Source organism: Massilia forsythiae (assembly GCF_012849555.1).
Classification (GTDB): domain Bacteria; phylum Pseudomonadota; class Gammaproteobacteria; order Burkholderiales; family Burkholderiaceae_D; genus Telluria; species Telluria forsythiae.
Map to the genome: position 1 here is coordinate 1,988,955 of NZ_CP051685.1, position 18,811 is coordinate 2,007,765.

At 66.3% G+C, this 18,811-nt stretch carries 17 protein-coding genes; 6 read left to right on the forward strand and 11 right to left on the reverse strand.

The window, feature by feature from the left end; genetic code table 11:
- The first annotated feature begins 26 nt into the window (after positions 1-26).
- Complete coding sequence (locus HH212_RS08635) at positions 27-1,100, forward strand: S66 peptidase family protein (protein ID WP_170202119.1); 1,074 nt, start codon at positions 27-29, stop codon at positions 1,098-1,100.
- 56 nt (positions 1,101-1,156) lie between these two features.
- Positions 1,157-2,170 (forward strand): zinc-binding alcohol dehydrogenase family protein, encoded by a 1,014-nt coding sequence (locus HH212_RS08640; RefSeq protein WP_170202120.1) that lies wholly within the window; start codon positions 1,157-1,159, stop codon positions 2,168-2,170.
- A 21-nt stretch (positions 2,171-2,191) separates the two neighbouring features.
- On the opposite strand, the gene HH212_RS08645 is transcribed toward HH212_RS08640, so the two are convergent.
- The 7 genes from HH212_RS08645 to HH212_RS08675 all read right to left on the reverse strand — a co-directional run bounded on the left by HH212_RS08645 (position 2,192) and on the right by HH212_RS08675 (position 9,131).
- Positions 2,192-3,259, reverse strand: coding sequence for an MORN repeat-containing protein (locus HH212_RS08645; RefSeq protein WP_170202121.1), 1,068 nt, complete (start codon positions 3,257-3,259; stop codon positions 2,192-2,194).
- Positions 3,260-3,374: 115 nt separating this feature from the next.
- Positions 3,375-4,013 carry a GNAT family N-acetyltransferase gene (locus HH212_RS08650; RefSeq protein WP_229217637.1) on the reverse strand — a complete coding sequence of 213 codons (639 nt, stop codon included), beginning with the start codon at positions 4,011-4,013 and terminating at the stop codon, positions 3,375-3,377.
- Positions 4,010-5,137: an acyl-CoA dehydrogenase family protein gene (locus HH212_RS08655; RefSeq protein ID WP_170202122.1), complete on the reverse strand. Its 1,128-nt coding sequence runs from the start codon at positions 5,135-5,137 to the stop codon at positions 4,010-4,012. Before HH212_RS08655 ends, HH212_RS08650 begins: the two co-directional genes overlap by 4 nt.
- A gap of 29 nt (positions 5,138-5,166) precedes the next feature.
- Positions 5,167-5,835 (reverse strand): SDR family oxidoreductase, encoded by a 669-nt coding sequence (locus HH212_RS08660; RefSeq protein ID WP_170202123.1) that lies wholly within the window; start codon positions 5,833-5,835, stop codon positions 5,167-5,169.
- Between the two features lie 124 nt (positions 5,836-5,959).
- On the reverse strand, positions 5,960-7,159 hold the full coding sequence (locus HH212_RS08665; RefSeq protein ID WP_170202124.1) for an acetyl-CoA C-acyltransferase: 1,200 nt from the start codon (positions 7,157-7,159) through the stop codon (positions 5,960-5,962).
- A 230-nt stretch (positions 7,160-7,389) separates the two neighbouring features.
- On the reverse strand, positions 7,390-8,574 hold the full coding sequence (locus HH212_RS08670; protein WP_170202125.1) for an isovaleryl-CoA dehydrogenase: 1,185 nt from the start codon (positions 8,572-8,574) through the stop codon (positions 7,390-7,392).
- Between the two features lie 128 nt (positions 8,575-8,702).
- On the reverse strand, positions 8,703-9,131 hold the full coding sequence (locus HH212_RS08675) for a MerR family transcriptional regulator (RefSeq protein ID WP_170202126.1): 429 nt from the start codon (positions 9,129-9,131) through the stop codon (positions 8,703-8,705).
- A gap of 135 nt (positions 9,132-9,266) precedes the next feature.
- Between HH212_RS08675 and HH212_RS08680 the strand changes: the two genes are divergently transcribed.
- The 3 genes from HH212_RS08680 to HH212_RS08690 all read left to right on the forward strand — a co-directional run bounded on the left by HH212_RS08680 (position 9,267) and on the right by HH212_RS08690 (position 11,441).
- A complete protein-coding gene (locus HH212_RS08680) occupies positions 9,267-10,319 on the forward strand; it encodes an MBL fold metallo-hydrolase (RefSeq protein WP_170202127.1) in 1,053 nt (350 codons plus the stop codon).
- Positions 10,320-10,634: 315 nt separating this feature from the next.
- Positions 10,635-11,045 carry a hypothetical protein gene (locus HH212_RS08685; RefSeq protein WP_170202128.1) on the forward strand — a complete coding sequence of 137 codons (411 nt, stop codon included), beginning with the start codon at positions 10,635-10,637 and terminating at the stop codon, positions 11,043-11,045.
- 219 nt (positions 11,046-11,264) lie between these two features.
- Complete coding sequence (locus tag HH212_RS08690; RefSeq protein WP_170202129.1) at positions 11,265-11,441, forward strand: hypothetical protein; 177 nt, start codon at positions 11,265-11,267, stop codon at positions 11,439-11,441.
- Between the two features lie 12 nt (positions 11,442-11,453).
- Here HH212_RS08690 and HH212_RS08695 read toward each other — a convergent pair whose 3' ends face one another.
- The 4 genes from HH212_RS08695 to HH212_RS08710 all read right to left on the reverse strand — a co-directional run bounded on the left by HH212_RS08695 (position 11,454) and on the right by HH212_RS08710 (position 15,294).
- Positions 11,454-12,068 (reverse strand): UbiX family flavin prenyltransferase, encoded by a 615-nt coding sequence (locus HH212_RS08695; protein WP_170202130.1) that lies wholly within the window; start codon positions 12,066-12,068, stop codon positions 11,454-11,456.
- Positions 12,061-12,378 (reverse strand): Grx4 family monothiol glutaredoxin, encoded by a 318-nt coding sequence (gene grxD / locus HH212_RS08700; RefSeq protein WP_170202131.1) that lies wholly within the window; start codon positions 12,376-12,378, stop codon positions 12,061-12,063. The genes HH212_RS08695 and grxD overlap by 8 nt, the downstream gene beginning before the upstream one ends.
- A 72-nt stretch (positions 12,379-12,450) precedes the next feature.
- Positions 12,451-12,900 (reverse strand): GNAT family N-acetyltransferase, encoded by a 450-nt coding sequence (locus tag HH212_RS08705; protein ID WP_170202132.1) that lies wholly within the window; start codon positions 12,898-12,900, stop codon positions 12,451-12,453.
- An 18-nt stretch (positions 12,901-12,918) separates the two neighbouring features.
- A complete protein-coding gene (locus HH212_RS08710) occupies positions 12,919-15,294 on the reverse strand; it encodes a Tex family protein (protein ID WP_170202133.1) in 2,376 nt (791 codons plus the stop codon).
- Positions 15,295-15,621: 327 nt separating this feature from the next.
- On the opposite strand from HH212_RS08710, the gene HH212_RS08715 reads away from it, so the two are divergent.
- Positions 15,622-18,732, forward strand: coding sequence for a DEAD/DEAH box helicase (locus HH212_RS08715; protein ID WP_170202134.1), 3,111 nt, complete (start codon positions 15,622-15,624; stop codon positions 18,730-18,732).
- Positions 18,733-18,811: the final 79 nt, after the last annotated feature.

Below are 18,811 nucleotides of genomic sequence, written 5' to 3' on the forward strand. Positions count from 1 at the left end.
GCACGTGACACTACCGGGCGTTCTACATGCATGACCTTGATCGCCGCCGCTTCAACCGCCTGCTGGCGGGCGCGCTGCTGCTGCCGGCCGCTACGGACGCCGCCACGGCGGTCCCACCTGCGCATCGACACTTGTCCCGTTCAATGACGCCCCTGATCAAACCCCCACGCCTGCGCCGCGGCGACCTGGTCGGCCTGGTCGCGCCCGGCGGCTACACGTCCGATGCATCGATCCAGACGGCGGTGCAGCACATCGAAGCGCTGGGCTTCCGCGCCAGGCCGGGCCATTACCTGCGCGAAGTCTGGGGCAACTACGGCGGCACCGTGGCCGCGCGCATCGCCGACCTGCACGCCATGTTGCGCGATCCGGAAGTCAAGGCCATATGGGCGATCCGCGGCGGCTCCGGCTGCATCTCCTTGCTGAAACACCTGGATTACGCGCTGATCCGGCGCCACCCCAAGGTGTTGCTGGGCTATTCCGACATCACGGCACTGCACCTGGCCATCCTGCGCCATGCCGGCCTGGTGAGCTTCCACGGTCCGGTGGCGTCGAGCACGCCGTCGGATTATTCGACCGAACACCTGCTGGCGGTGCTGACCGAGCCGCGCCCGAGCTACACGATACCGATGTCCGCGGAAAACGCGCGCCGCGCCATCAGCGAGCCGCAGTACGCCATCCGCACGGTGCACGGCGGCGTCGCCACCGGACCGCTGGTCGGCGGCAACCTGTCCCTGTTGAGCGCGCTGGCTGGTACGCCGTACGCGGCCGACTTCCGCGACAGCCTGCTGTTCATCGAGGAAGTCAACGAGGAGCCGTACCGGATCGACCGCTGGATGACCCAGCTCGACCTGTCCGGCGGGTTCGAGCGGGCGGCGGCGCTCATCGTCGGCGTGTGCGAAAACTGCGGGCCGCAGGGCGACGGACCGTCCTTGACGCTGGACGAGACCCTGGACCTGCACCTGCAGCCTTTGAACGTGCCGGCGGTGAGCGGTTATTCGTTCGGCCACATCCGCAACCAGTGCACGCTGCCGCTGGGCGTGCGCGCCCGGCTGGACACCGCGGCGCAGACGCTGACGCTGCTGGAACCCGCGGTCGGCTGATGGCATCGCCGTGGCGGCGCTAGAATGGGCGCTTTCGCTATCCAGCAAGGAACACCATGAAAGCCGTCGGCTACCAGTCCCATCTTCCCATCGACCACCCGCAGGCGCTGGCCGACATCACCCTGCCGGAGCCAAGCGCCCAGGGCCGCGACCTGCTGGTCGAGGTGCGCGCGGTATCGGTCAACCCGGTCGACACCAAGGTGCGCGCCGGCGCCATCCCGCAAGAGGGCGACTGGAAGGTGCTCGGCTGGGATGCGGCCGGCGTGGTCAAGGCGGTCGGCCCCGACGTAACGCTGTTCCGGCCCGGCGACCGGGTCTGGTACGCCGGCTCGATCGTGCGGCCGGGCAGCAACAGCGAACTGCAGCTGGTCGACGAGCGCATCGTCGGGCGCATGCCGCAAGCGCTCGACTTCGGCGCCGCCGCGGCGCTGCCGCTGACCAGCCTGACCGCCTGGGAATTGCTGTTCGACCGCCTGCAGGTGCCGCAGGGAGACGCCGGGCGCGGCCAGGTCTTGCTGGTGGTCGGCGCCGCCGGCGGCGTCGGCTCGGTCCTGCTGCAATTGGCGCGCCAGTTGACCGGCTTGACCGTGGTCGGCACCGCGTCGCGCCCGGAAACGCGCGATTGGGCGCTGGCGCACGGCGCCCACCACGTGATCGACCACACCCTGCCGCTGGCCGACGCCTTCGCCCGGGCGCAGCTGCCGGCGCCGGCCTACGTGGCCGGCCTGACCCATAGCGACCAGCACTTCGACCAGATCGTCGAACTGATCGCGCCGCAGGGCCGCTTCGGCCTGATCGACGATCCGGCGCCGATCGACGTGCGCAAGCTCAAGATGAAAGCGGTGTCGCTGCACTGGGAACTGATGTTCACCCGTTCGCTGTTCAATACCGCCGACATGGCGCAGCAGCATGCGATCCTGAACCGCGTGGCGGAGCTGGTCGATGCCGGCACCATCCGCAGCACGGCGCACGAGCGCTTCGGCCGCATCGATGCCGCCAACCTGAAACGGGCGCATGCCCTGCTCGAATCGCAGCGGGCGCAGGGCAAGATCGTGCTGGAAGGATTCTAGGACGACCGCACCGCGCCGCGCTTATGGCATTTGCCTGACCAGGTTGACCCGCAACGCGTACATCATCTCGCACGGCGCGCCATGGCATAGCGCCGGCTTGTATTCCTGCACCATGGCGGCGCTGGCCGCATAGCGCACCACATCCTGGTCGAAGTCGCCGACGCGCGCCACCTGTTTCGCCTTGCCGTCGGCGCCGACCAGCACGTTCAGGCGCAGCATGCCGGTGGCGTTGTAACGGTTGCCGACTGCATGCAGCACCTTCAGCAGCTCGCCTTCGCCACGCACCGGAAAAGGCGGTTCGTCGCCTTCTTCCAGGGCGGGGTAATGAGAGCGCACGACATCCTTTTGCGCCTCGCTCAGCGCCTTCCAGTTGCTGGTCAGCGGCACCGATGACTTGATGGTGGCCTTGCGTAGCAGGGTGCCGAGATGCGGTTCGTCCTCGCGGATCTGGAAGGCGAGCGGCTTGCCATCCTCTTCCTGTGCGCGTTCGTGCCGCAGGTTGCCGAACTCGGCTTCACGGCCACTGCCCGCATAGGTGATCTTCGCCTTGGCATCCGGCTTGCCGTCCTTGAATTCGCCTTCGATCTTGCCACCCAGGGCGAAGGTCAGGCGTCCGGTACCACTGAGCTTGTTGTCGTGGAAGCCGCCCTGGTAGACGTCGCCATTCGGATAGATCAGGGTGCCCTGGCCCTCGCGCTGCATGTGCCGGATCCCGCCTTCGTAGCGGTGGCCATCGGCGAATTTCAGATAGCCTTCGCCGTCGGGCATGCCGTTCACCAGGGTGCCGATATAGTCGAAGCGTCCCCCGGCACGCAGCTTGCCTTCGCCGACGACCGCGCCGCGCGCGAAGGCGGCTTCCAGGCGCAGCGCGGTGCCGTCCTTCGTCGTCCATTCGAGCACGCCGGGGCCGTCGGCGAAGCCGTCCTTGCAGTTGCCGCGCCATTGCACGGCGCCGCCCGCCGGTGGCGGCAGCAGCTTGCCGACCTTGCAGTCGGCGGCGCCGTAGGTGGGCGTTCCCGCGGCGGCCGGGTCTTGCGCCAGCGCGGCGCCGGCGCACAGTGTCAGTCCGAGAAAGAGTGTGATCTTCATACAGGATTCGGTTGGTGGCGATGGGTTCCGAACGGCTGCGATCACTCTAGCATGAAGGTTTTTCGGGTTGATGAAATTTTAATGGCTGTTGCGGCAGTGCTGCGTTTGCGGCGTCTCAGCGCAGTGCGCGCGTCATGTAGCTCAGGTCGTAGCTGGCGCCGTCGATGCGCAGCATGTCGGCGATGCATGCCAGCGTGGTAAAACCGTTGCGCGCATACAGTTCGACCGCCGGCCGGTTGTGCGCCAGCACCTCGAGGTCGATCCAGGCCAGGCCGGCATCCCGGCCTGCCCAGTCGGCGGCGGTGGCGAGCAGGCGCGTGCCCAGGCCGCGGCGCCGGTACAGGCGGTGCACGCCCATGCCCAGCATGGCGCGGTGCGCCGCCGCCATTTCCGGACGGCTGCGCAGGTCGATGTGGCCGGCGATGGAACCGGTCGGTCCCAGCGCCAGCCACAGGCGGCGCCAGCCCGGCTGGCCGACCGCGATGTCCAGGCCCTTGATGAAGGACAGGCGCACGCCGCCCGGCAGGCTGGACTGGCCCGGCGGCAATGGCTGGAACAGCGGCGTGCCGCCGGTGCCGTTGTCGCGCAGGTGGTCTTCCAGGTAGGCGAAGAAGGGCGCCAGGTCGGCGCCGCCGGCGGCGCGGATGCGCAGCGGCGCGCCCGCCGCGTCATGGCGGCCGGCGCCAGCGGTGTCCGAGGGCGCGTCGGCCGCACCCGCTCTTGTATCCGGCAGCGCGCGCGCGTCCACGTTCACAGCGCCCGCGCGATCAGGATCTTCTGGATGTCGCTGGTGCCTTCGTAGATCTGGCACACGCGCACGTCGCGGTAGATGCGCTCGACCGGGAAATCGGCCACGTAGCCGTAGCCGCCGAACACCTGCATCGCGCTGGAGACCACGCGCTCGGCCATCTCGGAGGCGAACAGCTTGGCCATCGCCGCTTCCTTCAGGCAGGGCAGGCCGGCATCCTTCATCGCCGCCGCGTGCAGGATCAACTGGCGCGCGGCCTCGATCTGCATCGCCATCTCGGCCAGGCGGAACTGCACCGCCTGGTGGTCGAAGATCGGCTGGCCGAAGCTGGTGCGTTCCTTTGCATACGCCAGCGCCGCCTCGCAGGCCGCGCGCGCCATGCCCACCGCTTGCGCGGCGATGCCGATGCGCCCGCCCTCCAGGCCGGACAGGGCGATCTTGTAGCCTTGCCCCTCCTGCCCGATCAGGTTGTCCGCCGGGACGCGGCAATCCTCGAACACGATCTGCGCCGTGTCGGACGAGTGCTGGCCCATCTTGTGCTCGATCCCGGCCACGATGTAGCCGGGCGTATCGACCGGCACCCAAAACGCGCTGATGCCCTTCTTGCCGGCCGCCTTGTCGGTGACCGCCAGGACGATCGCCACGTCGCCGTTCTTGCCGCTGGTGATGAACTGCTTGCTGCCGTTGATGACGTAGTCATCGCCGTCGCGCACGGCGGTGGTGCGCAGCGCGGCGGCGTCGCTGCCGGTGTGCGGCTCGGTGAGGGCAAAGGCACCCAGCAGCTGTCCCTGGGCCAGCGGGCGCAGCCAGCGCTGCTTTTGCGCTTCGCTGGCGTAGGCCATGGCGATCGAGCAGACCGGGCAGTTGTTGACCGAGATGACGGTCGAGACGCCGCCGTCGCCGGCCGCGATCTCTTCCAGCACCAGCGCCAGCGCCACGTAGTCGAGGCCGGCCCCGCCGTACTGTTCCGGCACCGCCACGCCGAAGGCGCCCAGTTGCGCCAGTTCCTGCAGCTCTTCCTTCGGAAAGTGGTGGTCGCGGTCCCAGCGCGCGGCATTGGGGGCCAGGCGTTCCTGCGCAAAGCTGCGCAGGGCGTCGCGGATCATCTGGTGTTCTTCACTCAGTACCATGTCTCGGTCGTTTTGGTTGTAGGGGCGGCCTACCAGGCGATCGGCGTGCCGTCGTAGTTCAGGAAGCTGCCGTTCTGCGCCGGCGTGGCGGCAGCCAGCGTGGCGCGCAGCGCGCGCACGCTGTCTTGTACCGTCAGCGCCGCGCCGGCGCCGCCCATGTCGGTCTGCACCCAGCCGGGGTGGAAGGCGAGGCAGGTGGCGCCCTGCGGTCCCCAGGCGAGGGCGGCGTCGGCCAGCACGGAATTGAGCGCCGCCTTGCTGGCGCGGTACAGCGAGCCGGACGGCGAGTCGCGCTCGCCGATCGAACCCATGCGCGAGGAAATCACCGCCACCTTGCCGCGCGTCGGCAACACCAGCGGCGCGACGATGGGCAGCAGGCGCATCGCCGCCAGCACGTTGGTGTGCATCACCCCGTCGAATTCCTGTGCGGTGGGAAAGCCGTCGTGGCGCGGGCCGTAGACGCCGGCCACCAGCCAGGCGGCATCGATCTTTTCGTCGTCCAGCCGCCAGCCGAGGCCGCCGATCGATTCGGCATTGGTCACGTCGGCCTGGTGCGCTTCCGCGCCCAGGCGGCGCAGCGCGTCGCAATCGCCGGCCTGGCGCGCGGTGGCGATCACGCGCCAGCCGTCGGCGCGGTATTGGCGCGCCAGTTCGTGGCCGATGCCGCGCGAAGCGCCGATGATGAGTGCGGTGGGCATGCAGTTCTCCTTGTTCGATCGATGTCACGAATCATCATGCATCCGTTGAACGCGTGGACGGCATCCGGGTTGCCGGCATGCGCATCGTCGGGTCGAGCCGTCCACCCTACGCGTCGAACGACGTTTATACCATCTCGATCGCCATCGCCGTGGCTTCGCCGCCGCCGATGCACAGCGAGGCCACGCCGCGCTTGCCGCCGGTCTGTTTCAAGGCGCCCATCAGGGTCACCAGGATGCGCGCGCCGGAAGCGCCGATCGGGTGGCCCAGCGCGCAGGCGCCGCCGTGGACGTTGACCTTGTCGTGCGGGATGTCGAGTTCGTGCATGGCCGCCATCGGCACCGCGGCAAAGGCTTCGTTGATCTCGAACAGGTCGACGTCGGCCGGCGTCCAGCCGGTCTTCTGGAACAGTTTGTTCAGCGAGCCGATCGGCGCGGTGCTGAACCGGTCCGGTTCCTGGGCGTGGGTGGTGTGCGCCACCACGCGCGCGATCGGCGTCAAACCCAGTTCCCTGGCGGTCGATTCGCGCATCATGACCAGCGCGGCGGCGCCGTCGTTGATCGAGGACGACGAGGCGGCGGTGATCGCGCCATCCTTCTTGAAGGCGGGACGCAGCGTCGGGATCTTGTCGAGCCTGGCCTTGAGCGGGCCTTCGTCCTTCTCGATGAGCGTCTCGCCCGAGCGGCTCGCCACGCTCACCGGGGCGATCTCCCAGTCGAAGGCGCCGGATTCGGCGGCGGCCTGGGCCCGCTTGACCGAGGCGATCGCGAACGCGTCCAGCTGCTCGCGCGTAAAGGCGTAGCTGGCGACGCATTCCTCGGCGAAGGTGCCCATCGAGCGGCCCTCACCGGTCTTTTCGTTGCGCGAGTAGGCGTCTTCCAGGCCGTCCAGCATCATGTGGTCGAACATCGGCGCATGGCCGATGCGGTAGCCGCCGCGCGCCTTCGGGATCAGGTAGGGTGCGTTGGTCATCGATTCCATGCCGCCGGCCACCACGATGTCGGCGCTGCCGGCTTTTAATGCGTCGTGCGCGAAGATCGCCGCCTGCATCGCCGAGCCGCACATCTTCGACAGCGTCACCGCGCCGGTGGAGATCGGCAGGCCGGCCTTGATCAGCGCCTGGCGCGCCGGGGCCTGGCCCTGGCCGGCCATCAGGCAATTGCCGAAGTAGACGTGCTCGACCCTGGCCGGGTCGACGCCGGCGCGCTCGACGGCGGCCCGGATCGCCACCGCGCCCAGGTCGCTGGCGGATTGGGAACTGAAATCGCCCTGGAAGGCGCCCATCGGGGTGCGCGCTGCGCCGACGATGACGACTGGATCATTCATGGTGTGTGTCTCCGGTTGGATGCTGGTGCGTGAAACAACTTCCCGCGAAGGAGGAACCCAGGTCGACGATCGGTGCCGGTACGGATGACGGCGCCGGATAATCGGTATGGGTTCCCGCCTTCGCGGGAACGACGTTACAAGGTCGGGCTGGTAATGGCTGTGTCAGCGCTTGTGCGGCCTTTTCGGCTCTGGGCTAGCGCCCGCGTCTCCCCTCGCTTCCCCACTTGTCCTTACGCGGTCTCGCCGAACAGCTCGCGGCCGATCAGCATGCGGCGGATTTCGCTGGTACCGGCGCCGATCTCGTACAGCTTGGCGTCGCGCCACAGGCGGCCGACCGGGTAGTCGTTGATGTAGCCGTTGCCGCCCAGCGCCTGGATCGCTTCTCCCGCCATCCAGGTCGCCTTTTCGGCGCTGTACAGGATGGCGCCGGCGGCGTCCTTGCGCAGTGCGCGCACGGCGGCCGGGTTGGCGGCGCGGTCGCAAGCCTGGCCGACCGCGTACACATAGGCGCGGCAGGCCATCATGGTCGAGTACATGTCGGCGATCTTGCCCTGCATTAGCTGGAACTCGCCGATCGCCTGGCCGAACTGTTTTCTTTCGTGGATGTAGGGCACGACCACGTCCATGCAGGCAGCCATGATGCCGAGCGGGCCGCCGGACAGCACGGTGCGCTCGAAGTCCAGGCCCGACATCAGCACGTTGACGCCTTTACCCACCCCGCCCAGCACGTTCTCGACCGGCACGTCGCAATCCTGGAACACCAGCTCGCCGGTGTGCGAACCGCGCATGCCCAGCTTGTCGAGCTTTTGCGCGATCGAAAAACCCTTGAAACCCTTTTCGATCAGGAAGGCGGTCATGCCGCGCGCGCCGGCTTCGATGTCGGTCTTGGCGTACACCACCAGGGTATCGGCGTCGGGGCCGTTGGTGATCCACATCTTGGTGCCGTTCAGGACGTAGCGGTCGCCTTTCAGCTCGGCGCGCAGCTTCATGCTGACCACGTCGGAGCCGGCGTTCGGTTCCGACATCGCCAGCGCACCGACATGTTCGCCCGAGATCAGCTTCGGCAGGTATGTCTGTTTTTGTTCTTCGCTGCCGTTGCGCTTGATCTGGTTGATGCACAGGTTCGAGTGGGCGCCGTACGACAGTCCCACCGAGGCCGAGGCGCGCGAGATTTCTTCCATGGCGACGATGTGCGCCAGGTAGCCCATGCCGGCGCCGCCGTATTCCTCGCCGACGGTGATGCCGAGCAGGCCGAGTTCGCCCATTTTTTTCCACAGGTCCATCGGGAACTGGTCGCTGCGGTCGATCTCGGCGGCGCGCGGGGCGATTTCGCTGGCGGCAAATTGCTGCACCGCCTCGCGCAGCGCGGCGATGTCCTCGCCGTGGTCAAAGGTCAAGCCTGGGAGATGCAGCATGTCGTCCTCGCGTTGTGGTGTTGGGCTCTACACGGCCAGGCTGCATGATAGCGCGGAGTGACGTTAACGTAAACGTCAAGTAGATATCGTGCTGCGTGCTGCAGCGGCGGCCATGCTGCCGCTGCCCGTCAGGCCGCGTCGCGTTCCTCGGCGTCCGCCGGCGCCGGTTCCATCCCGGCCGTGCCCAGCAAACGGCGGCATTCTTCCTCGTGCACGGCGATCTCGGCCAGCGACATCTCGATGTCGGCGCGCTGCTGTTCCAGGGTGTCGCGCTGGTGCGCCAGCACGCCCAGGAAACGGTTGATCTGGGCCGCCGTGTCCTTCGGCGTCTCGTACATGTCGATGATGCTCTTGATTTCGGAAAGGGTCAGGCCCAGGCGCTTGCCGCGCAGCGTCAGTTTCAGGCGCGTACGGTCGCGCGGCGTGTACACGCGGTTGCGTCCGCCCTGGCCTTCGCGCTTTGGACTCAGCAGTCCCTGGTCTTCGTAGAAGCGGATGGCGCGGGCCGTGATGTCGAATTCACGCGCCAGCTCGGCGATGGTGTAGGTAGTGGCCATGTTGTCCTGCAGGATCGAAGGGTGGCGGCATCCGGAATCGCTTAGAATCGCAGCCTGCCAGCGTTGACGCATACGTTAATACCGATGCCGGATGCATTGTAGCGCGCCGTCTCCGCGCCAACACGAAAGACCGCCATGAATCCTCTCGAGTCCCAATTGTCCTATCCCTTCGGCGACGCGATTCCCGCGCCCGGCACGAGGATGCAGGTGGCGCCCGGCCTGTCCTGGCTGCGCATGCCGCTGCCGTTCGCCCTCGACCACGTCAACCTGTGGCTGCTGGACGACGAGATCGATGGCCGGCGCGGCTGGTCGCTGATCGATTGCGGCGCCGCCACCGACGCCACCCGCGCTGCGTGGGAGCAATTGTTCGCGGATGACATGGGACAAGGGCCGTTGCTGCGCGTGTTCGCCACCCACTGCCACCCGGACCACGTCGGCCTGTCCGGCTGGCTGTGCGAGCGTTTCGAGGCGCCGTTCTGGACCAGCGCCGCCGAATTCGCCTTCGCGCGCATGATGGCGGCGGCGCTGCCGGGCGTGGACGGCCCGTCCGCGATCCCGCACTTCCGCCGGCACGGCCTGGCCGACGAAGGCATGCTCGAGCAGATGCGCAGTCGCAAGAATTACTATCCGTCGCTGGTGCCGGCCGTGCCGCCGGCCTATACCCGCCTGCAGGATGGCCATCAGGTCGCGATCGGCGGCGATACATGGCGCGTGATCACCGGTTTCGGCCACTCGCCCGAGCACGTGGCCTTGTACAGCGCACGCCGCAACGTACTGGTGTCGGGCGACATGGTGTTGCCGCGCATTTCGACCAACGTCTCGGTGTTCGCGGTGGAGCCCGAGGGCGATCCGCTGCGGCTCTACCTCGAATCGCTCGACAAGTTCGCCGGCCTGCCCGACGACGTGCTGGTGCTGCCGTCGCACGGCAAGCCTTTCCGCGGTTTGCATATACGCATCGGGCAATTGCGCGACCACCATGCTGCGCGCCTCGAGGAAGTGCGTAGCGCTTGCGCAACGCCGTGCAGTGCGGCCGAGATCGTGCCGCTCATGTTCCGGCGCGCGCTCGACGCCCATCAACTCGGCTTCGCCCTCGGCGAAGCGCTCGCCCACCTGCATGCACTCTGGTACGACGGTCGCTTGCGCCGTGTAACCGGCAGCGATGGGATCATCCGCTTTGAGTTGATGTAATGTAATTTAGTGTTTCCTTGTAGTATCATCCGACGCGCACCGGCATCATGCAGCGTGAGAACGCCGTGCATTTCATTTCTTTACAGATTGATTGCAATCGCTCTTTTAATGCCGTAAGCAAACGTTTTCTTTTTCCTGTAGGATATTTTTCACATTTGATGAAGTGCGGACCAAAAAGTTCGGGAATTGCTGGACAGCATTGTGAGAATTGATCAATACTCACACATTTGTTACTTGCAGCCTGTCCTGTCGTCACAGACGGTCTGATCAATGGAGCAACCAATGACGGCGTTGCATGAACCTTTAGTACCAGCCATGAATTCGACCAACGAACGGGAAAGCTTCAGCGAGCGTCTGCAGCAAGCCCTGAAAAATGCCCATTATTCTCCGGACAGCCCGACGCGCCTGGCCCGTGAATTCAACATCCGCTTCGAAGGCCGTCCCATCACGGTCCATGCGGCGCGCAAGTGGCTGGTCGGCGAAGCCATCCCGACCCAGGAAAAGCTGCGCATGATCGCCCAGTGGCTGGGCGTGCCGGCCGACTGGCTGCGCTTCGGCGGCGCGGACGCCGCCGCCGCCAACGGCGAGGGCGCCGACGGCGCCACCCGTTTCGAATCCGCCGACGTCAAGCTGATCGCGGACCTGCAGCGCCTGGACGAGCACCACAAGCAACTGGCGCGCGAGTTCATCCGCATGCTGGTGCGCATCCACCACCAGCAAAAATAATCTTCCTCGCTTTTGCTCCTTTTTCACCGGGAATGCCGTCCACCAGCATTCCCGGGCGATCATTGCGCTCCGTCGGATTTGCGCATCAGCCGTTTTCATTCTCCTGCCGGATTGCAATTTTTATTCAATCGAACGGCACAAATGGCCGAGTCTCGCGCATAATCGATCACGCTATCGGGTTCCTTCAGCGTGACCGGACAACAAGGATGCCGCCCCCACATGATCAATAACTACAGCAACACCGCGCAACTGAAAGACCTCATGACCGCGCCGCCGATGACGGCGGAACAGCATGCGGAAATCATGCGCAAACGTAACGAGCAGCGCCGCAAGATCGAAGATGCCAGGGAAGCGCGCCAGGCCGAACGGGAGCGCTGCGGCGAACGCTGGACGTGAATTTCGCGTGAATCAGCCAGGGTCGCGCATGCCGGCCCAGCGCGGCGCCAGGCTGTTGTCGATGTCGAACAGGTCCAGCACGCGCGCAACCGTGTGGTCGACCATCTCGTCGATGCTGGACGGGCGGTTGTAGAAACTCGGCAGGGGCGGGAAGACGATGCCGCCCATCTCGGTGACGGCGGTCATGTTGCGCAGGTGCGCCAAATTGAACGGGGTTTCGCGCACCATCAGCACCAGGCGCCGCCGTTCCTTCAGGACGACGTCGGCGGCGCGCGCGATCAGGTTGTCCGACAGCCCGTGCGCCACGGCAGCCAGGGTCTTCATCGAACACGGCGCGATCACCATGCCGGCGCTCTGGAACGAGCCGCTGGCGATCGAGGCGCCGATCTCGCGGTTGCGGTGCACCGCGTGCGCCAGGGCTTCCACTTCTCGACGCTGCATCCCGGTTTCCTGGTGCAGCGTCAGCGTTGCCGCATCCGACATCACCAGGTGCGTCTCGATGCCGGGACAGGCGCCGAGACGCTGTAGCAGCCGCACGCCGTAGACCGCGCCGGTCGCGCCGGTGATGGCGACCACGATGCGGCGCGGCCGGCCAACCTGGCCGGCGTGCGGCTGCGGATCAGTCATTTTTCTTCAGCAGGGCCTGCAGTTCGCCGGACTCGTACATTTCGGTCATGATGTCGGAGCCGCCGACGAATTCGCCGTTCACGTACAGCTGTGGTACGGTCGGCCAGTTCGAGAAATCCTTGATGCCCTGACGGACTTCCGCGTCTTCCAGTACGTTCACGGTGGCGATGTTGTCGACGCCGCAGGATTTCAGGATCTGGATCGCGCGGCCGGAAAAGCCGCACTGCGGGAACTGGGCGGTGCCCTTCATGAACAGCACCACAGGGGTGTTGGTCACGGTGTCTTTGATCCAGGTTTGTACGTCGCTCATGGTGGTCGCCTCGGGTAAATGATCGTTGATGCGGCATTTTATAAGAAAACCCGGCGCCGGGTACACGGCTGTTCACCCTACCTCTTTACCCAGGCAAACGGCTTCGGGCCGGTCCATGTATTTGCCGTAGCTGGCGATAGGCCGGTAACCGTGCCGTTCATAGAATGCGACTGCCCGCCGGTTCACGCGCCGCGTTTCCAGCCACACCTGCGTATAGCCGAACCCCACGGCCTGCGCTTCCAGCGCCGCCAGCAGGTGGGTACCGGCGCCACTGCCGGGCCGCGCATACATCCGCTTGAGTTCGGCGGTAGCGCTGTCCAGCGGCCGCAGCGCGCCGCAGCCGGCCAGGTTGCCATCGAACCCGCGCGCCACCAGGAAGCAGGCGCGTTCGCCGCGCACGTCGGCGGCGTCGAACGAGGCCGCGCCGTCGCTGCCGGTGATGTGCGCCAGCGCCCGGCCCAGTTCGGCCAGCAGTACATGGGCGTCGGCATGGTCCGGATCGAGCGGTCCGATGGCGAACACGGTCGCGCCCGGGATCGCTTACTTCTTCAGCTTGGCGAACGCCGCCGCCATCGCCCCGCCGGCCTGCGCCGGCGCGCGCTCGTCGCCACGCCGCTGCGGGTCGCGTCCACGTTGGTGCTCGTTCAGGCGCTTGGCATCGCCGCGGTCGCCGCGCTGCTGCGGCTGTGCGCCCGGCTGCGGCGCGCTGTCGGACAGGCGCATGGTCAAGGCGATGCGCTTGCGCTTCGGATCGACTTCCAGCACTTTCACTTTCACAACCTGGCCGGCCTTGACCACCGTGTGCGGGTCCTTGACGAAGCTGGTCGACAGCGCCGAGATGTGCACCAGCCCATCCTGGTGCACGCCGATGTCGACGAACGCGCCGAACGCCGCCACGTTGGTCACCACGCCTTCCAGGATCATCTCCGGGCGCAGGTCGGAAATTTCTTCCACACCTTCCTTGAAGGTGGCGGTGGTGAATTCCGGCCGCGGATCGCGCCCCGGCTTTTCCAGCTCCTTCAAAATGTCGGACACCGTCGGCACGCCGAACTTGTCGTCGGCGTATTTAGCCGGGTTCAGCGATTTCACCAACGCGGCATCGCCGATCACCGCCTTCATGTCGCGCTTGACGTCGGCCAGGATCTTTTGCACCACCGGGTAGCATTCCGGGTGCACCGCCGAGGCGTCCAGCGGATTTTCTCCATTCATCACGCGCAGGAAACCGGCAGCCTGCTCGAAGGTCTTGTCGCCCAGGCGCGGCACTTTCTTCAAGGCCGCGCGCGAGGCGAACGCGCCTTTTATATCGCGGTAGCTGACGATGCTCTGCGCCACGCCGGCGGACAGGCCGGACACGCGCGCCAGCAGCGGCGCCGACGCCGTGTTGACGTCGACGCCGACCGCGTTCACGCAATCCTCGACCACCGCGTCCAGCTGGCGCGCCAGCTGCGACTGCGACACGTCGTGCTGGTACTGGCCGACGCCGATCGATTTCGGGTCGATCTTCACCAGTTCCGCCAGCGGGTCCTGCAGCCGGCGCGCGATCGACACCGCGCCGCGCAACGACACATCCAGCTCCGGCAGTTCGCGCGAAGCGAATTCCGAGGCCGAATACACCGAGGCGCCGGCTTCCGACACCACGATCTTGGTGAGTTTCAGTTCCGGCTGCCGCTTGATCAGATCCTGCGCCAACTTGTCCGTCTCGCGCGAGGCGGTGCCGTTGCCGATCGAGACCAGCGACACGCCGTGCCTGGCCGCCAGCTTGCCCAGGGTATGCAGGGCGCCGTCCCAATCGTTGCGCGGCGCGTGCGGGTAGACGGTGGCGGTATCGACCACTTTGCCGGTGGCGTCCACCACCGCCACCTTGACGCCGGTACGCAAGCCCGGATCGAGGCCCATGGTGGCGCGCGGACCGGCCGGCGCCGCCAGCAGCAGCGCTTTCAGGTTGCGCGCGAACACCTGGATGGCATCGCTCTCCGCCTTGTCGCGCAGCAGGCCCATCAGTTCCGTCTCGATGTACATGAAGCTTTTTACACGCCAGGTCCAGCGCGCGGTGTCCTGCAGCCACTTATCCGCCGGACGGCCCGCAGCCTTGATGCCGAAGCGCGCCGCGATGCGGCTCTCGCACGGGTTGGGCGGCGCATCCCACTTCGGCTTTTCCTCTTCGCTGTCCAGGCGCAGCGTCACGTCGAGGATGCCTTCGCGGCGGCCGCGCAGCAGCGCCAGCGCGCGGTACGAGGGCACGTTCGCCAGCGGTTCCGAATAATCGAAATAGTCGGCGAATTTTTCGCCCTCATCCTGCTTGCCCTCGACCACTTTGGAGGCGACCACGCCGTGGTCCTGCACGTATTCGCGCAGCGATTGCAGCAATTGCGCATCCTCGGCAAAACGCTCCATCAGGATCTGGCGCGCGCCGTCCAGCGCCGCCTTGGCGTCCGGCACGCCGGGGTTGCCGGCGCCGTCGGCGTTGGCGAAAGCATCGCGCAGGAATTTCACTGCTTCGCCGTCCGGGCTTAGGGAAGGATCGTTCAGCAGCGCGTCCGCCAGCGGCGACAAGCCGGCCTCGATCGCGATCTGCGCCTTGGTGCGGCGTTTCTGTTTATACGGCAGGTACAAATCTTCCAGCCGGGTCTTGTCCTCGGCCAGCGCGATCGATTGCAGCAGTTCCGGCGTCATCTTGCCCTGCTCGGTGATGGCGGCGATCACCGCGGCGCGCCGTTCTTCCAGTTCGCGCAGGTAGCGCAGGCGTTCTTCCAGCAGGCGCAGCTGGATGTCGTCCAGGCCGCCGGTCGCTTCCTTGCGGTAGCGCGCGATGAAGGGGACGGTCGCGCCTTCGTCGAGCAGGGCGATGGCGGCGGCGACTTGCACCGGCTTGGCGGACAGTTCTTGGGCGAGGCGTTGTTCGATGGAGGGCAGCATGGGGCGGGTCTTGAATCGATGAGCGTGGAACGAAGGACAATGATACGCACACGCGGGCGCGCAGCACAATATGCCCTTGGCCGCGGCCGGCGATCGCCGCCGCCAGGTCGCCTGGGGAACGATATAAAGCGCACAAGCTTGCTCAATGTCCGAAAGCGTGGTCTTTCGGCGCACGGGTGGTGGCAAAAAGCCGCGGAAGAGTGTAACTTTTCATCCTTTCGGCCCGTAAAGTTTTACTTGCTAAGTGCGATTCCGTACACAACGGTTCGGGCTGCTGACAGATAATGATGGTTGTTGTTTTTTCAAAAATCCAGATTCGTGAGACCCATGCACACAGTTGATTTTCATCGCGACGATACCAGTGACGCACCTCCGGCCCGCGCGCCCGCCCGCGCACCCGCCTTGCCCGCACCGGTATTGAGCTGGTTGCAACGGGTCGAAGCGGCGGCGCATCCGCAGCCGAAGCTGACCGTCGAGGTGGCGGATCCGAAGACGGTGCAGTACAAGTTCGTCTACGTGATGGCGCCCACCAGCGGCGGTCGCCACGTCGCGGTGTGCCTGTGCAAGGCGCGCCTGCGTCCGAACGGCGACGTGGCCTCGGCCAGCCCGGTGGGCGAAGTCTTTTCGCTGCTGTCGGCGCCGCCGGCCTACCTGGAGGGCGACGACGAGGACCTGGTGCGTTTCTTCATCGCCATGCGCAGCGGTTCCAACCAGAGCACCAGTGCCACCGAGCCCAAGGGCAAGGTCGGCGCCATCCTGCTGGCGCAATTGCTGGAACAGGGCAAGCTGCTGTGGGCCAACTCGTGGTCGGACATGGGCAGTGGCCTGCTGTACCCGCTGCAGGCCGGTCCGGTGCGCAAGGCCAACCTGACCTGGCGCGACGAGGGCCGCACCGCCAAGCTGGGCTGGTCGGTGGAACCGGCGCGCAATGCGAACCACCCGGGCGCCGACCTGGTCGACTACATGCTGCCGACCGATCCGCCCTGGTACATCGACAATTTGTCCTGCGGTCCGCTCGACCTGAACCGCGGCGGCATCGACATCTCGCTGGGCGAACTGCAGGCGCTGGTGTCGCAGGCGCCTCTGCTCACCGGCAACGACAAGAAACGCGTGTCGCAGCTGCTGCTGGCGCATGGCCTGCAGCAATTGATGCCGCTGCCGCAACCGCTGACCCAGCGCCTGCGCGACGACGTCAAGCCTGCGCCGCACCTGCTGCTGGACGCGCTGCCGATGGCCGAGGGCAATGGCCAGCGCCTGCAGGATTTCGCCGTGCTGTCCTTCGACTACGACGGCCAGCGCATCTCGTTCGACCCGGCCCAGCGCGTGGTGCGCCAGATCGGCGACCTGACCGAGGTCATCCAGCGCAACGAAGCGGCAGAGGCGCAAGCCCTGGAGGCGCTGCACAAGATCGGCTTCCGCAAGCCGGGCTCGGCGCCCTTGAGCGCATTGTCCGGCGCGCTGCTGCTGGACGGCCAGGCGCAATGGCTGCGCTTCGCCGAAAGCGACCTGGATGCGTTGTCCGACCTCGGCTGGCACGTGCAGAAGTCGCCGAAGTACCGCTACGACGTGGTGCCGGTCGAGGAGTGGTATGCCCAGATCGACGAGCCGGCCGAGGCCGGCAACGCCTGGTTCGAGCTGGAGCTGGGCATCGTGGTCAACCGCAAGCGCGTGCCGCTGCTGCCGGTGCTGGTGCAATTGATCCGCAGCGCGCCGCTGGACTTCAATCCGGAAGTGCTGGCAGCCCATGCGGAAGGTGACCAGATGCTGGCCACGCTGCCCGACGGCGTACGCGTGGCGCTGCCATGGGGCCGCGTGAAACCGATCCTGTCGACGCTGGGCGAGCTGTATTTCAACGACAAGATCAAGGCCAGGGTGCGCCTGTCGACACTGGACGCGGCGCGCCTGGAAGAACTGGCGCGCGGCACCGAACTGAACTGGACCGGCGGCGAGCGCCTGCGCGAGACCGGCCGCAAACTGAGCCAGTTCGGCAAGGTGAAAAAGGTCGAGGCGCCGCAGGGCCTGCAAGCCACGCTGCGCGATTACCAGCTGGATGGCCTGGCCTGGATGCAATTCCTGCGCGAATACGATTTCGGCGGCATCCTGGCCGACGACATGGGCCTGGGTAAAACCGTGCAGACCATCGCCCACATCCTCACCGAGAAGGAAGCCGGCCGCTTGACCAATCCGGCGCTGGTGATCGCGCCGACCAGCCTGATGGCCAACTGGATGGAAGAAGCCGCGCGCTTTGCGCCCAGCCTGAAGGTGCTGCTGTTGCAGGGCAAGGAACGGGTCGACCTGTTCGACCAGATCGACGGCGCCGACATCGTGCTGACCACCTATGCGCTGCTGCCGCGCGACGAGGAAAAGCTGCGCGAGCACGAATACCACCTGGTGATCCTGGACGAATCGCACTACATCAAGAATACCCGCTCGAAGGCGGCGCAGACGGCGGGATCGCTGAACGCGCGCCACCGCCTGTGCCTGTCCGGCACGCCGCTGGAAAACCACTTGGGCGAATTGTGGTCGCAATTCCACTTCCTCCTGCCCGGCCTGCTGGGCGACGAAAAGACGTTCAATAGCCAGTTCCGCCATCCGATCGAACGCCAGGACGATCCGGTGCGGCGCACGCTGCTGAACCGCCGCATCAAGCCTTTCCTGCTGCGCCGTACCAAGGACAACGTTGCCAAGGAACTGCCGCAAAAGACGGAAATGGTGCGCCGCGTCGAGATCAGCGGCCCGCAGCGCGATTTGTACGAGACCGTGCGCCTGGCGATGGACAAGAAGGTGCGCGAGGAAATCGACCGCAAGGGCGTGGCGAGAAGCCAGATCGTGATCCTGGAAGCGTTGCTGAAACTGCGCCAGGTATGCTGCGACCCGCGCCTGGTAAAAGCGATGCCGGGCAAGAAGAACACGGCGGCGGTGTCGGCCAAGCTGATGGACCTGATGCAGATGGTCGACGACCTGCTCGGAGAAGGCCGCAAGATCCTGGTGTTCTCGCAGTTCACCAGCATGCTCGGCCTGATCGAGGAAGAGCTGGACGCGCGCAACATTCCATACGCCATCCTCACCGGCGAGACGCGCGACCGCTCGGCGCAGGTGGCCGCCTTCCAGCAGGGCGCGGTGCCGATCTTCCTGATCAGCCTGAAGGCCGGCGGCGTCGGCCTGAACCTGACCGCGGCCGACACCGTCATCCACTACGACCCGTGGTGGAACCCGGCGGCCGAGAACCAGGCCACCGACCGCGCCTGGCGCATCGGGCAGGATAAGCCGGTGTTCGTGTATAAACTGATTGCGAAGGGCACGCTGGAAGAAAAGATCCAGCTGCTGCAGCAAAAGAAATCGGAACTGGCGCAATCGATTCTGGCCGAAGGCGAATCGCAGAAGATGGCGCTGACCCAGGAAGACCTGCAGGCGATCTTCGCACCGCTGGAGGAGTGACGCGGCCCCGCCCGGGGCGCATTCCTCGCATTCCGAGGCACCGAAAAGGCAAGCCGTAGCGGCTTGCTTTTTTGCTTTT

What these genes read in the sequence shown, in the direction of transcription:
- HH212_RS08635 (WP_170202119.1), top strand. Translation starts at nt 27, where the DNA reads ATGCATGACCTTGATCGCCGCCGCTTCAACCGCCTGCTGGCGGGCGCG.
- HH212_RS08640 (WP_170202120.1), top strand. Translation starts at nt 1,157, where the DNA reads ATGAAAGCCGTCGGCTACCAGTCCCATCTTCCCATCGACCACCCGCAG.
- HH212_RS08645 (WP_170202121.1), bottom strand. Translation starts at nt 3,259, where the DNA reads ATGAAGATCACACTCTTTCTCGGACTGACACTGTGCGCCGGCGCCGCG.
- HH212_RS08655 (WP_170202122.1), bottom strand. Translation starts at nt 5,137, where the DNA reads ATGGTACTGAGTGAAGAACACCAGATGATCCGCGACGCCCTGCGCAGC.
- HH212_RS08660 (WP_170202123.1), bottom strand. Translation starts at nt 5,835, where the DNA reads ATGCCCACCGCACTCATCATCGGCGCTTCGCGCGGCATCGGCCACGAA.
- HH212_RS08665 (WP_170202124.1), bottom strand. Translation starts at nt 7,159, where the DNA reads ATGAATGATCCAGTCGTCATCGTCGGCGCAGCGCGCACCCCGATGGGC.
- HH212_RS08670 (WP_170202125.1), bottom strand. Translation starts at nt 8,574, where the DNA reads ATGCTGCATCTCCCAGGCTTGACCTTTGACCACGGCGAGGACATCGCC.
- HH212_RS08675 (WP_170202126.1), bottom strand. Translation starts at nt 9,131, where the DNA reads ATGGCCACTACCTACACCATCGCCGAGCTGGCGCGTGAATTCGACATC.
- HH212_RS08680 (WP_170202127.1), top strand. Translation starts at nt 9,267, where the DNA reads ATGAATCCTCTCGAGTCCCAATTGTCCTATCCCTTCGGCGACGCGATT.
- HH212_RS08685 (WP_170202128.1), top strand. Translation starts at nt 10,635, where the DNA reads ATGAATTCGACCAACGAACGGGAAAGCTTCAGCGAGCGTCTGCAGCAA.
- HH212_RS08690 (WP_170202129.1), top strand. Translation starts at nt 11,265, where the DNA reads ATGATCAATAACTACAGCAACACCGCGCAACTGAAAGACCTCATGACC.
- HH212_RS08695 (WP_170202130.1), bottom strand. Translation starts at nt 12,068, where the DNA reads ATGACTGATCCGCAGCCGCACGCCGGCCAGGTTGGCCGGCCGCGCCGC.
- grxD (WP_170202131.1), bottom strand. Translation starts at nt 12,378, where the DNA reads ATGAGCGACGTACAAACCTGGATCAAAGACACCGTGACCAACACCCCT.
- HH212_RS08710 (WP_170202133.1), bottom strand. Translation starts at nt 15,294, where the DNA reads ATGCTGCCCTCCATCGAACAACGCCTCGCCCAAGAACTGTCCGCCAAG.
- HH212_RS08715 (WP_170202134.1), top strand. Translation starts at nt 15,622, where the DNA reads ATGCACACAGTTGATTTTCATCGCGACGATACCAGTGACGCACCTCCG.